Origin of the sequence: Pseudoalteromonas sp. 3D05, from assembly GCF_002723455.1 — a bacterium.
Classification (GTDB): Bacteria; Pseudomonadota; Gammaproteobacteria; order Enterobacterales; family Alteromonadaceae; genus Pseudoalteromonas.
The window spans coordinates 77,292-90,797 of sequence record NZ_PDUS01000001.1; the positions used below are offsets into that span (position 1 = coordinate 77,292).

The following is a 13,506-nucleotide window of genomic DNA, read 5'->3' on the forward strand; positions in this document are numbered from 1 at the left end:
TTTTTACAACTTTGATACAAAAACGGGATGGTTAAACTATCATTTTATAATTAATGTACTGAGTTAATTATAAAAATGCTTAATCACCTAACGAGGATATAAAGATGAATAAAACGCACACTCTCGTTAGCAATACTTCATTGCAACACATACGTTGGCTCACATATATGATGTTCTTTATGTTTGCTATGACCTCAGATGCAGTTGGCATGATCATCCCTGAGCTTATAAAAGAATTTAACCTAACGATGACACAAGCCAGTGCATTTCATTATGCTCCCATGGCTTTAATCGCTCTAAGCGGGCTTTTCCTTGGGTTTTTAGCTGATAGCTTTGGCCGCAAACAAACTATTATGTTGGGCTTATTACTATTTTCTATCAGCTGCTTTTTGTTTGCCGTTAGCAGCAGCTTCATTATTTTTGTATTACTTTTATGCTTAATAGGCTTAGCCATCGGTTTATTTAAAACCGGTGCACTGGCGCTACTTGGCGATATTTCACAAAGTAATAACGAGCATACAAAAACCATGAATAAGGTAGAAGGGTTCTTTGGTATAGGCGCTATTGTTGGCCCAGCTTTAGTAAGCTTTTTACTAACCCAACAAGTAAGTTGGACTTATTTATATGTCATTGCAGGTATTATGTGCTTAATTTTAGCTGTACTTGCTTGGCGTGCTGACTACCCACCCGTGGTAAAAACCACAGCAAAACCAACCTCACTTGCAACCACCATGAAGATGGTGAAAAACCCTTATGCACTGGGCTTTTCATTAGCTATCGCACTGTATGTGGCAACTGAAGTGGCTATTTATGTATGGATGCCGACCTTACTCGCAGATTACACAGGATCATGGACACTCATGGCAACATATGCTCTGACTATCTTTTTTATCCTGCGTGCCGCTGGCCGTTTTATCGCCGTGTGGTTACTTAACCGCTTTAGCTGGCAAAGTGTCATGGTTTGGCTAAGCTTAGGGATAGCTGGTTGTTATATCGGAACATTGATAGGAGGCGTCAATGCAGCAGTCCTGCTGTTGCCTCTTTCAGGCTTGTTCATGTCGATGGTATACCCAACACTTAACTCTAAGGGTATTTCATGCTTTGCGGTGCAACAACATGGTGCCGTTGCAGGTGTTATTTTGTTTTTTACCGCCTTGTCAGCGGCTTTAGCGCCTCTGTTTATGGGTATGATTAGTGACATCTTTGGACATGTAAAATACGGCTTTATTCTAGCAACAGGCTTTGCAATATTGCTCTTTGTCGCCATGTTATATAACTACTTTAAAGACCCTTCAGCACAGGCATTGCATCAGATTAACGCACAACTCGATTAATTTGGTGCAAAAAAACAATATAAAAAGTTGTTTAAAAACAATGAAAGAGTAAAAAACAAACATTTAAATACAAAAATAAGTTGCTTAATGTAAAATCTTTGTTATTTTTACTTAATCGATTAAGTAAAAATAACAAACCCATTGGGTCAGTAATCAACGAGGCATATTATGACAACACACAACACAACACTTTATTTACTAAGCACACTTGCTTTAGCTGTGAGCCAAGGTTTATATGCGCAAGAAGCACAGCAAGAGACCGAAGCTAAAAAAGGCCTTGAAACCATTGTCGTAACCGGTGTACCAAGACGCACTACTATCATGGCTTCAAGCGTTTCAGTTAGCAGTGTTTCTTTGAATGAGATTCAAGTTGCAACTCCTCGTTCAACAGCAGAAGCCTTTAGAATCATTCCGGGTGTTCGTTCAGAATCGACCGGTGGTGAAGGCAATGCAAATATTGCTGTTCGTGGTTTACCTGTTGCCTCTGGGGGCGCAAAATTTTTACAACTCCAAGAAGATGGCCTTCCTATTATGCAGTTTGGCGATGTTGCATTTGGTAACGCCGACATTTTTATGCGATTAGACAGCACAGTACAAACGGTGGAGTCAATTCGTGGCGGGTCAGCTTCTACCGCGGCCAGTGATGCCCCTGGCGGTATTATTAATATTATTTCAAAAACAGGTGAAGAAGAGTCTGGCTCTGTTGCGACCACAATTGGACTTGATTATGACTCGTTACGAACTGATTTTGAATACGGTACTTACTTAAACGACAGTGTGCGCTTTCATGTAGGCGGTTTTATTCGTCAAGGTGAAGGCCCTCGTGAAGCGGGTTATACCGCTAACAAAGGCGGTCAAATCAAAGCAAACCTGACAAAAGAATTTGATTCAGGCTATGTTCGCCTTTATTACAAGCATTTAGACGACCAAAGCATTGGCTACTTACCAATGCCAATGTACGCTGATGGTAGCTCAATTAAAGGGTTCGATGCACAAACAGACACGCCACATTCAGCACAGTTTCTATCTACCACTCGCTTAGATGGTAATAACCAAATTAGCCGCGGTGATATGCGCAACGGTATGAACCCGCAAGTCGACGCAGTTGGCTTTGAAGCCGTGTTTGATTTAGACAACGATTGGCGTATTGAAAACCGCTTCAGAAAATCATCCGTTAGCGGTAACTTTACTTCTTTGATCCCTGCAGAAGTTGGTAACGCAGGTGATATTGCCGCAAGTATTGCGGGCAGTGGCGCAACATTAAACTACGCAACGGGCGGTTCAAAAGGGCAAGCCTTTACAGACGACCTTGCTATGCGTATTCATACCTTCGATGTCACCATGAATGACTTTGGCTCAATCGTTAATGACTTAAAACTAACCAAAGAGCTCAGCGACGATACCAGTGTAACCCTTGGCTATTATGCATCGAGCCAAACAATTAGTATGTCGTGGCTTTGGAACTCATACCTTATGGAGCTAAAAGGCGATAATGCAGCGCTCCTTGATGTTTTTGCACAAAATGGCGACAGCTATTCTGATAGCGGATTATATGCCTATGGCACTCCTTTTTGGGGTAATTGCTGCCAACGTAACTACGACACTGATTACGAAACCCGCGCACCTTATGTTGCCTTTTCAACCAAGCTTGGTGATGTAAGCATTGATGCCAGTGCTCGTTATGACAGTGGTGAAGCACGAGGTACTTATGCTGGCGCTGTAACATCAACCGTTGATATGAATCGTGATGGAGCGATTTCAATCCCAGAACAAAATGTTGCCGGTATTGATATCAGTAACCCTAGTATAGTTGATTACGACTGGAGCTACACTTCTTACTCTGTCGGCGCTAATTATCAAATTGACTCAAGTCTTGCTGCATTTGCACGTATTAGCCAAGGTGGCCGCGCCAATGCTGACCGCTTATTGTTTGGTAAAGTTCAAGCAGATGGCTCTGTTGCTGATGAAGACGCCGTTGATGAGGTAAACCAATACGAGTTTGGTGTTAAAAAGCGCTTTGATTCACTCTCAGTATTCGCAACCGCATTCTATGCTGAAACAGAAGAGCAAAACTTTGAAGCAACATCACAAAAGTTCTTTGATCGTGAATACGAAGCAAAAGGGATTGAGCTTGAATCCACCTACTTTTTAGATGCGTGGGATTTTCGCGGTAACTTTACGTGGACCGATGCTGAAATTGCAAAAGATGCGCTAACACCTGAAGTTGTGGGTAATACACCACGCCGTCAAGCTGACTTTATTTATTCATTGATGGCCCGTTACAACTTTAGCAAAGGTTCTGCTGGCATGAGCTTTATTGGCACCACTGACGCCTATGCTCAGGATAATAATGATCTTAAATTTGACGGCTACACGCAGGTCAATGGCTTTGTAAGCTACGATCTAACTGAAAACCTTAACCTTGCTTTGAACGTAAACAATCTGTTCGATACTGTTGGAATTACTGAAGCTGAGGAAGGCAGCGTGCCAGATAATAATATTATTCGTGCCCGCGCCATCAATGGTCGTACAACGTCATTAACGTTAAAGTATTTATTTAACTAAACGAATACTCTCTCTCCCTTGTTGAGTGCCCAGCTATTTTGCTGGGCTTTTTAAGGTTTTAACACATGAAAAAATTATTGAGCTTTGGCGAACTACTGATAGATATGCTGCCGGTTGATAATGACAATAGTGCCTACGCACCTATCGCTGGCGGAGCACCTGCAAATGTCGCTGTTGGGTATCAAAAATTAGGCGGTAACGCTTATTTTTGTGGTGGCATGGGCGATGATCATTTTGCACGTCAATTGCGACGCTCACTCGATCATTATCAAGTCGATACCGAGTATTTGTTTACCATCGAGAAGGCACAAACAGCGCTTGTTATCGTCAGCCTGGACGAAGTGGGTGAACGCAGTTTTAATTTTTATCGTCATAACACTGCGGACTTGTTAGTAACTAAAGCACATATTGATAAAATAAATTGGTCAGCATTGAGTACATTTCATTTTTGTTCTAACACATTGACTCACAGCAATATTAACACGACGACATTGAGCGCATTACAGGCCGCTAATACCAATAACATATTAGTGAGTTTTGATGTTAATTTACGCTACAGTTTGTGGTCAGACACTGCTGATATAGCAGATCGTGTGTTTGCTTGTTACCGTTTTTGCGATGTTGTTAAATTGTCTAATGAGGAATTAACGTTTTTAGCCAAGCAAGCTGCTATTTCGCCATTAGAATACACTCAGTTACTGTTAGATGAATGCGTCACCTTAGTGTTTTTAACTGACGGTGCTAACCCAGCTAAAGTCTATCATCAAACATTCGTTATCGAACAACCGGCCCCCCAAATTAAGCCAGTTGATACAACTTGCGCAGGCGATGCCTTTATTGCCGGCGTGCTCTATCACTTAAACCATGCCCATACAGCAGTTGAATTAACTGAAAAGTTAAACCACAGTCACTATGTGAAAGAAGCGCTGAGTTTTGGCCTTAAATGTGGCTCGAAAGCCTGTTTAATCAAAGGCGCTTTCCCTGCATTACCCTCTAAGCAGACTTTAATCGACTAAGTTTTACCTAAAAAGGCCTGATGAGGCCTTTTTAATTACACAACCTTCGTAGTTATACATTCAAAATACAAATCACACCAATCTAAACAATCAATTTTACCGAACAACGTTCATTACATACACTGAGCTCAGTTAAAAAGCTTGCGAGGCGCAAGCGCTAAAAATACATGAGGTCGACTATGAATACTCAATTAAACAAAATTAAAAATAAACCAGCACTAACACTGAGTGCACTTGCTTTAGCCATTGCGCTTCCAACAAGTGCCAGCACAACATTAACCAAAGACAACGGTGCGCCAGTTGGCGATAATCAAAACTCTATCACCGCCGGTGAACACGGCAGCGTATTACTTGAAGACGTACAGTTAATTCAAAAACTGCAACGTTTTGCTCGTGAACGTATACCTGAACGCGTAGTTCATGCCCGAGGTACTGGTGCCCATGGGGTATTTGTTGCTGCAAAAGAGTTAGACGATTTAACGATTGCTGCCCCCTTCAGTGAAGCAGGTAAAGAGACCGACGTGTTCGTGCGCTTCTCATCGGTTATTCACTCTAAAGGTAGCCCTGAAACGCTACGCGACCCACGTGGGTTTGCGACCAGGTTTTACACTGATGAAGGTAACTGGGATTTAGTGGGTAACAACCTACCGGTGTTCTTTATTCGTGATGCAATAAAATTCCCAGACATGGTGCATTCATTAAAGCCATCACCGGTTGATAATATTCAAGATCCGAATCGCTTTTTTGACTTTTTCTCTTATGAACCGGGTTCAACACATATGCTGACGTGGGTTTACAGTGACTACGGTACACCTGCAAGCCTTCGTAAAATGGATGGCTGGGGCGTGCATGCATACAAAATGATCAATAAGTCAGGCGATGTAAAATACGTTAAGTTTCATTGGGTAAGTCAACAAGGAATTGATAATCTAGATGGTAAAGAAGTCGCAAAAGTGCAAAGCCAGGACTTTCAGCACCTGACTCGTGATCTATATGCCGAAATTGGTAAAGGTAACTACCCAAAATGGGATCTGTATATCAAGACTCTTGAACCTTCGCAGCTTGATGATTTTGATTACAACCCACTTGATGCAACAAAAATGTGGTTAAACGTTAAGGAAACAAAAGTCGGCACTATGACATTAAATCGTATGCCAACTAACTTCTTCCAAGCAACTGAACAAGTGGCAATGGCACCAGCTAACATTATTCCGGGTATTGAGCCATCGGAAGACCGCTTACTGCAAGGACGTGTATTTTCTTACTCTGATACCCAAATGTATCGTTTAGGTGCAAACCACCAGCAACTGCCAATTAACCGCGCAAAAGTGGATGTTGTAAATTACAACCAAGACGGCGCAATGAATTACGGTAACACCACGAGCAACGTGAACTACCAACCGAGTGACGAAAACGTGGCAGAAAACCCTATCGCACGTAGGAGCCAAACAAAGCTTCAAGGCTACGTACAACAAGCCGCTATCAAAAAGCAGCAGAACTTTGCTCAAGCTGGCGTGTTATATCGTGGCTTTAGTAAGCAAGAGCGTACTAACCTCATCAATAACCTAGCTGGTGATTTAGGCAAAGTACAAAACAGCGATGTGAAACACAAAATGCTCAGCCATTTTTACAAAGCCGATAGCGAATACGGCACCCGTTTAACCAAAGCCGTAAACGGTGATATTAAAATGGTTAAGCAATTGGCGGCAAAGCTTTAACGATTAACGTAATTTAACTTTTCCAACCTTGATGAGGAAGGTGAGAGTCTGTTGACCTTTGAAGGCCAACAGCCCCTGGGCTTTCCTCTTTTTTAAAGGACACACTGATGCGTAAACTATTTATTATGCTTGCCACTGTTTTTAGTGTTAATTCAGTTGCGGTTGAGCCAGCACGCACCGATACCCAATCACAGTATGAGAGTCTGTTTGCCTATTATTTCGCGGCAGCCCGAACGGGTAATGAGCAAGTTATTAAGCAATTTGTCACAGCGGGTATTCCTGTTGATAGCTATAACAACAAAGGCTACACCGCACTAATGATAGCAACCTACCATGGCAATGAAAGCACAGTGGATTCGCTACTAAATTTAGGCGCAAATGCCTGCCTTGAGGATAACCGTGGTAACACCGCACTGATGGCGGCTATTTTTAGGGGGGAATTCAGTATTGCTAAAACCCTCGTTAGCCTTGATTGCGATACAGAGCACACAAACAAAGCTGGCCAAACAGCTGAGCAATTTGCACGCACCTTTGGTCAAGATAAAGTACTTGCATTGTTAGACTCAATAAAACCAAAGCAATAAAAAGCCCTGCAGGGGAGTGACAGGGCTTTGTTAGGGATTAAGGTTTAACTAGTTTATTCGAACGTAACTGTGACAGTATTTGAACATACATTTTCAGTAACACACAGTTGATAATCATATGAATCTAATGTAGCACCGCGTGTGAAATCACGATAGCGCCCTGTATCTGAAGTAGATCCAATAAGCTCACCATTGCGGTAAACATTTAAAGAATCTGCCCCCACTTGGGCCCAGCTAAGATCTACACGCATTGTGTTCAAACGCGTTTTATTCGCACGTTTTAAGTTAAGTTCTATTTGCACATCGCTCACTACAACAGTTTGAGTCGTAGTGTCTGTGTTTCCTTCGCTATCAGTTACGCTCAGTGTTACTTCATAACTGCCAGCCATAGCGTAGGCATGCATCGGGTTTGCATCCGTTGATGTAGCACCGTCACCAAAGTCCCAACTCCACTGCGAAATATCATTATTTGCATCGCTGCTTGTATCAGTAAAGTTTACTGATAAGCCTTGCGGTGCAAAATCAAAACCCGCTTGTGGTGGTTGAGGACTAACTTCACCAATAGCACTCAAAGTAATAGACCAATTGTTCAATGTGCCCGTGTCTGCTGAAAGCGTGTCTTCAACATGGAGAGTCCAATCACCTGTTGCTACTTCACCATTGAAGTCAGCAAGTGAATAACTTTGCACGATATCATCTGCCCCACCACCCGACTGGCTGTGTAATGTCGAACTTGTACCAGCAGGTGACGTTAAGGTCACAATTAAATCACCAATATAAGTATGAGTAATATCAATACTTGCCTGCGTTGCAAACACCGTTAATGGATCATTTATAGTGATAACAGAATCTATCCCATCAACATTACTATCAGGAATATCAACAGATGTGTCGTTACTGTAGGTAAAGTCATTCAAACCAACAGGATTAACCAGTAAACCAACCGACTTTTGCTTGGCTAATTCACCTGATGTTGCATTGACCGTAAAGCGATAACTTCCCCATTGAGTCGACTCTTGAGTAGGGACTGTAAGCACAACTGAATCGCCTGGTATTCCTGTCGTTGTAGACAAACTTGCTCCAGCTAAATCGCCAATAAGCTCAAGGTCAACCACCCCATCCCACTGTGCAATCGAGCCAATTTCAAACGTATAGGTAGCGGTGTCTCCCGCTGTAATTTGTTGCGAGCTCGGTGATACCGATAACTTAAAACTAGGCGTAGGATCGGCTTGCTCTAACGCTTGGTTTACATTTAAACGCTTACCTGACACTGTTTTACCTTGCAACTGAGCATTATCATCACCGCTATCCATCAGTAACTGCTTTAGCTCATTGGTTGTAAGATCAGGGTTAATAGACAGCACTAAAGCGGCTGCACCTGCAACATGTGGCGTTGCCATAGATGTACCTGAGTAACTCGCATAGCCATTGCCCGGTACTGTAGATAAAATAGCCGAGCCTGGTGCACCTAAATCAACACTGGTTGCACCCCACTGAGAAAAATCAGACATGTTATCGTTACGATCAGTACTGGCAACAGATAACACACTTTCATGCTCATAGTTAGATGGATAATGAGGATTTTGATCGTTATCTACTGCATCATTACCCGCTGCTGCGACAAACAAAATATCCGCTTGCTCACTGGCAGTAATTGCATCTGCTAGTGCTTGACTAAAACCTCCACCGCCCCAACTGTTATTAAGTACACGCACATTCACGCCATCGTTTTTTAAACCAACCATGTAATCAATACACTTAATTGCATCGGATGTAGACCCAGTACCCGCAGCTGTTAAAAACTTACAGCCGACAATTGCCGCTTCATGGTTAACACCGACTATGCCAGTATTGTTATTGCCTGCTGCACCGATTGTTCCAGATACATGCGTGCCATGGCCTTGATCATCCATCGGATCGCCTGAATCTGTAATCGCATTAATCCCGTGCACATCATCAATGTAACCATTTCCATCATTATCGATACCATCACCAGCAATTTCATTTGGGTTTACCCACATATTTGCAGCAAGGTCGATATGGCTGTGATCAACACCGGTATCAATAACACCGACGACCACATCAGTACCACCGGTTGAGATAGACCATGCTTCTAGTGCATCTATGTCTGCATCCGCGGTACCACCAGATTGGCCTTCATTATGTAATCCCCAAAGCGCTGAAAAATCTGGATCATTTGGCGTGTTAGCAATACTCACTTGATAGTCTGGTTCAACATATTTAATAGCTGAGTGATTTTGTAATAGCTTAATAGCTTCTTTAGTGCTCATCCCAGCAACTTCGAACTTGGCAAGACGCCCTGATAAGATAGCTGCGTAATTGTCATCAACTTCATCTTTGTTTAGATCGCTTACGGTGGCTTTTACTAAGCTACGCGCATGCAATCGCATCTGTGCTGATACTCCTTTTTTATACATAACCAAAAGAGTATTGTCGCTTGCTCGCACACCTTGATCAACGCTTGGTGTGACCTGAGCTGCAGCTAGACACGGCAAAATAGCTAAGCTCAAAATAGATAGTTTAGTTTTCATTTTTAAATTCCATAGTTAAAGTTTTTTAGCCTGCATAATTATGCGAGGCCATGTTTACTTCACTACTTTTGAATAAATCACGTGGCAAGGCTTATAAATGACGTCAAAATTAAACACACTCAAGAAAAATTTACTACAACAACTAAAAACCATTCTTTAACACCAGTTTTGAAGCGAAACCATACTATAAAACATTCATTTTTATGAGATTAGGTATGTTTTGACAGCATGTGAAAATCAGTGTTTTTTTACTAGGTACACCTCAAAATCAATTAACATTTTTGCAACAACTGCGTAACTCAATGATTTATATAAATAATAAAAACCCTAAAAAAAGATGATACAAGTCCCTTAATTAAACCAATACAGTGATTAATCTGTTAATACTGGTTTGTAAGTAAGCAGTTAATTACTTACCCCTACCAGGATTAACCAAGGCTTTACTTATTTTTGAATCTGTTTAGTTACAGCGTTTGAAATCACAAAAACTTATTCGGCAAGGCATGCCGAAAATCATATTAATCATCAGAGTTCTGGCGATGATTTAAATAATTATAAGTTAAGGAAAAATCATGACGTTAAAAAAATCCCTAATAACATGTGCGATCACTTTAGCACTGTCTACCACCTTTGCAGCTAACGCAAACATCGATAATAAAAAACAATCAAGCTCTGTACTTGTAAGTCAAGTTTCAACCACTGCAACAGGTAACTCCCTAGCCATTGAGCAAACATCATTACAAGGGTTAGGTAATGATGTTCTGGTGAGTCAACAAGGTGATGGGTTAAGTGCAACTGTCACTGTTAATGGAGATGGAAACAACACGGAAATTGATCAAAAACAAAATCAAAACCTGTCTATATCAAACACAAGTGGGGACAACAATGCATTACAACTTAGTCAAGATGGCGAGTGGAATGGCGCAATAACTGAGATTACTGGCGATGAAAACTCGGCGACTATCGAGCAAAATGGTGCAGGATTTTTTGGCATCAATAATGAAGTAATTAATACTTTGCAAGGAGATGCAAATACGATTGAAGTAGTGCAACAGGATGGTGGCCACTGGTTTTATAATTTTGATCTACAAGGTAACAGCAATACAATCTCATCCTCGCAAGCAGGCCTTTTAAACGAAGCAACGCTCAATGCAATCAGTGGCGATGAAAACACTATTGAAGTAACACAAAACGGGTTATTCAATGCGCTTACTGTTTCAGAGCTATCGGGTAATGAGAACGAGCTAGTTATTGACCAAGAAGGCAACTTCAATGGCACAACAGTAGAGTCTATCCGTGGCGATGAAAACACGCTCGAAGTTGAGCAAGCAGGTGACTCAAATACAGTTACAATCGCAACAATTGAAGGCAATGGCAATACGCTAGAAGTTGATCAAGAAGGAAATAATAACGCCTTCTCTTCAGAGCTGTTTAGCGGCAATAACAACGAACTTTCTGTGACTCAAATACAAGACAATAACCAAGTGTCCGGTGATGTAGTTGGTGACGATAATGAGCTAACTGTAATGCAAAATGGCACCAGCAACGAAACATATTTAGGTGTTATTGGTGCTAATAATGAGTTTTTAAGTAACCAGATTGGTAATGAAAATAGCGCCCATATTGCTAATTTTAACGGTGAGAATAATGACGTAAACCTAGTACAAGCCGGCGATATGAATACCGCTTTAATACAGTCGTCATATCCTGATACATCACTTACCTCAAATCAAAATGATATTAGTTTTAATCAATCAGGCAATGAAAACGAAGCCGTTATTACCTTCTCAAGCGTAGTTGATAGCAACAATAATTCGGTAGATTTTGTTCAAGATGGCAGCCTAAATGCGATTGATTTGATGATGGAAGGCAGTAATCATTCGATTGATATTTCTCAGCAAGGTGATATGAACATGGTTGCTGGTATCGGCGGCGGTGCGTTTGTGGTTGCTGGGGATAGTGTAAACCTGGCGGTATCACAAGTTGGTAACGGTAACTTGGTAGAGGGTTATATAACAGGTTCAAACAGCTCTGTCGTGATCACCCAAGTTGGTGATTACAACACTGCTACGGTTACTCAAGAGTAAGGAGACTGGGGGCATGCTAAATGTGTGCCCTCACTTAGCAACATGACTGTTAAATCTTTTCTACTGTTACTCAGCACACTGTGGTTTTTAACTTTTAGTTATAACTCAAAAGGTAGCGAGCATTTAGAACTTGACGGACTCGTGCTCGACCGCAGTATTAGTCGCTTTGGACATCAATTTTATTTTGAGTTTTCGAACCTTTGGCGCGATTTACCAACTACGGCCGGGTTTAACATTGAAATAAAAGAAACAGTTCTACCACGTGCCGGCACCCAACTCACATTATTGATGAATAACCAAATAGTGTACATCACTTATTTAGGTCGACGTCTAGAGCCTCTAAATGAGCGTGTTGAGCAGGCTCTTTATAGTGTCATGGATGCAATGGCACGTTCAAATTTACATAAAGCATCACCCGATATGGCAAAAAATGGATGGTAAAATGACTCCCCACTCTATGAAATACTTAACAACAATTATAATTACGTTTTTCTCGTTTACATCATCAGCAACAGAGCTAGTTTATACTCCAATAAATCCAAGTTTTGGTGGTAGCCCCCTTAACGCGAACATGCTTTTAAATAAAGCACAATCACAAAACAAACACAAAGCCCCCATTATCGAACAAAGTTACGCAGAAAAATTTCAAGACTCTTTAGAGCGAACATATTTAAACCGTATGGTTAGAGAGATCACAGACATCGCTTTTGGCGAAGAAATTGATGAGAGCATTTTTAATCAAGACTCCATATTTTTAAGCGGTGATTATGAAATACAAGTGATCACCAGCACTGTAGACTCAATCACAGTACGCATTACCAATACGACTGACGGTAGCATTGTCGTCATCGAAGTACCGAGGTTTAGTTAAATGAAATATATATTCATCGTCATGTTAGTTTTGAGTATAAGTGCATGTAGTAATATGGGCAATTTGATCCCACCAAGCCAACAACACGCAACAAGTTTAGTACCATCAGAAACATTTAAATCATTACAGCAACTACCAATGCCTGCGGGCAGTATTGCTGTATCTGTTTATTCATTTAGAGACCAAACAGGTCAGTATAAACCGCAAGGGAATGTTAGTTCATTTTCAACTGCGGTTACCCAAGGGGCTAACTCTATATTAATGCAAGCATTGCATGAATCAGATTGGTTTTTACCTGTTGAACGTGAAGGGCTGCAAAATATCTTAACTGAGAGAAAAATAATTCGCGCATCGCAAGCTGACCAAGCTAACGCCATTGAGTTGCCGCCTTTAACAACCGCTAAAATTATCTTAGAGGGCGGTATTATCAGCTACGACACCAATGTCAAAACCGGTGGTTTTGGTATGGAATACTTTGGTATTGGTGCGTCAGAGCTGTATCGTGAAGATGCAATCTCGATTTATTTACGTGCCGTTGATGTTCGTACCGGCCAGGTGCTGCTCTCTGTTGCTACCAGTAAAAAAGTGCTCAGCCAAGAAATGCGAGCAGGCTTTTTTCGTTATGTAAGCTACAAACGCTTGGCTGAAGCCGAAGCAGGTTTTAGTGATAACGAACCAATGAGTATTTGCGTAACACAAGCAATTGAAAAAGCCCTTAGTGACTTGGTTATCAAAGGCATCGACAAAGGCATATGGGCAACCAAACGAGGTTAATCCCC

The 13,506-nt window shown here is 41.5% G+C and carries 10 protein-coding genes; 9 read left to right on the top strand and 1 reads right to left on the bottom strand.

Annotated elements, in window-relative coordinates; genetic code table 11:
• Window positions 1–104 precede the first annotated feature (104 nt).
• The 5 genes from CSC79_RS00365 (at window position 105) to CSC79_RS00385 (ending at window position 7,217) form a co-directional block, all read left to right on the top strand.
• A complete protein-coding gene (locus CSC79_RS00365; RefSeq protein WP_099292813.1) occupies window positions 105–1,334 on the top strand; it encodes an MFS transporter in 1,230 nt (409 codons plus the stop codon).
• Between the two features lie 168 nt (window positions 1,335–1,502).
• Window positions 1,503–3,899 (top strand): TonB-dependent receptor, encoded by a 2,397-nt coding sequence (locus CSC79_RS00370; RefSeq protein WP_099292815.1) that lies wholly within the window; start codon window positions 1,503–1,505, stop codon window positions 3,897–3,899.
• 65 nt (window positions 3,900–3,964) lie between these two features.
• Window positions 3,965–4,915 (top strand): carbohydrate kinase, encoded by a 951-nt coding sequence (locus CSC79_RS00375; protein ID WP_099292817.1) that lies wholly within the window; start codon window positions 3,965–3,967, stop codon window positions 4,913–4,915.
• A gap of 179 nt (window positions 4,916–5,094) precedes the next feature.
• Window positions 5,095–6,633 (top strand): catalase, encoded by a 1,539-nt coding sequence (locus CSC79_RS00380; protein WP_099292819.1) that lies wholly within the window; start codon window positions 5,095–5,097, stop codon window positions 6,631–6,633.
• A gap of 107 nt (window positions 6,634–6,740) precedes the next feature.
• Window positions 6,741–7,217 (top strand): ankyrin repeat domain-containing protein, encoded by a 477-nt coding sequence (locus CSC79_RS00385; protein WP_099292821.1) that lies wholly within the window; start codon window positions 6,741–6,743, stop codon window positions 7,215–7,217.
• Window positions 7,218–7,270: 53 nt separating this feature from the next.
• Here CSC79_RS00385 and CSC79_RS00390 read toward each other — a convergent pair whose 3' ends face one another.
• Window positions 7,271–9,769, bottom strand: a complete 2,499-nt coding sequence (locus tag CSC79_RS00390) for a S8 family serine peptidase (protein WP_099292823.1) — start codon at window positions 9,767–9,769, stop codon at window positions 7,271–7,273.
• A 572-nt stretch (window positions 9,770–10,341) separates the two neighbouring features.
• On the opposite strand from CSC79_RS00390, the gene CSC79_RS00395 reads away from it, so the two are divergent.
• The 4 genes from CSC79_RS00395 to CSC79_RS00410 are packed head-to-tail and all read left to right on the top strand — an operon-like array spanning window position 10,342 to window position 13,501.
• The gene (locus tag CSC79_RS00395) at window positions 10,342–11,856 is read left to right on the top strand and encodes a curlin (RefSeq protein ID WP_099292825.1); all 1,515 of its coding nucleotides are present in this window, start codon (window positions 10,342–10,344) and stop codon (window positions 11,854–11,856) included.
• 42 nt (window positions 11,857–11,898) lie between these two features.
• Window positions 11,899–12,297 (top strand): curli production assembly/transport protein CsgE, encoded by a 399-nt coding sequence (locus CSC79_RS00400; RefSeq protein ID WP_099292827.1) that lies wholly within the window; start codon window positions 11,899–11,901, stop codon window positions 12,295–12,297.
• Window positions 12,287–12,727, top strand: a complete 441-nt coding sequence (locus tag CSC79_RS00405) for a curli assembly protein CsgF (RefSeq protein WP_099292829.1) — start codon at window positions 12,287–12,289, stop codon at window positions 12,725–12,727. Before CSC79_RS00400 ends, CSC79_RS00405 begins: the two co-directional genes overlap by 11 nt.
• Entirely contained in the window at window positions 12,728–13,501 is a 774-nt protein-coding gene (locus CSC79_RS00410) for a CsgG/HfaB family protein (protein WP_099292830.1), read from the top strand.
• The last annotated feature ends 5 nt before the right edge of the window (window positions 13,502–13,506 follow it).

What these genes read in the sequence shown, in the direction of transcription:
- CSC79_RS00365 (WP_099292813.1), top strand. Translation starts at nt 105, where the DNA reads ATGAATAAAACGCACACTCTCGTTAGCAATACTTCATTGCAACACATA.
- CSC79_RS00370 (WP_099292815.1), top strand. Translation starts at nt 1,503, where the DNA reads ATGACAACACACAACACAACACTTTATTTACTAAGCACACTTGCTTTA.
- CSC79_RS00375 (WP_099292817.1), top strand. Translation starts at nt 3,965, where the DNA reads ATGAAAAAATTATTGAGCTTTGGCGAACTACTGATAGATATGCTGCCG.
- CSC79_RS00380 (WP_099292819.1), top strand. Translation starts at nt 5,095, where the DNA reads ATGAATACTCAATTAAACAAAATTAAAAATAAACCAGCACTAACACTG.
- CSC79_RS00385 (WP_099292821.1), top strand. Translation starts at nt 6,741, where the DNA reads ATGCGTAAACTATTTATTATGCTTGCCACTGTTTTTAGTGTTAATTCA.
- CSC79_RS00390 (WP_099292823.1), bottom strand. Translation starts at nt 9,769, where the DNA reads ATGAAAACTAAACTATCTATTTTGAGCTTAGCTATTTTGCCGTGTCTA.
- CSC79_RS00395 (WP_099292825.1), top strand. Translation starts at nt 10,342, where the DNA reads ATGACGTTAAAAAAATCCCTAATAACATGTGCGATCACTTTAGCACTG.
- CSC79_RS00400 (WP_099292827.1), top strand. Translation starts at nt 11,899, where the DNA reads ATGACTGTTAAATCTTTTCTACTGTTACTCAGCACACTGTGGTTTTTA.
- CSC79_RS00405 (WP_099292829.1), top strand. Translation starts at nt 12,287, where the DNA reads ATGGATGGTAAAATGACTCCCCACTCTATGAAATACTTAACAACAATT.
- CSC79_RS00410 (WP_099292830.1), top strand. Translation starts at nt 12,728, where the DNA reads ATGAAATATATATTCATCGTCATGTTAGTTTTGAGTATAAGTGCATGT.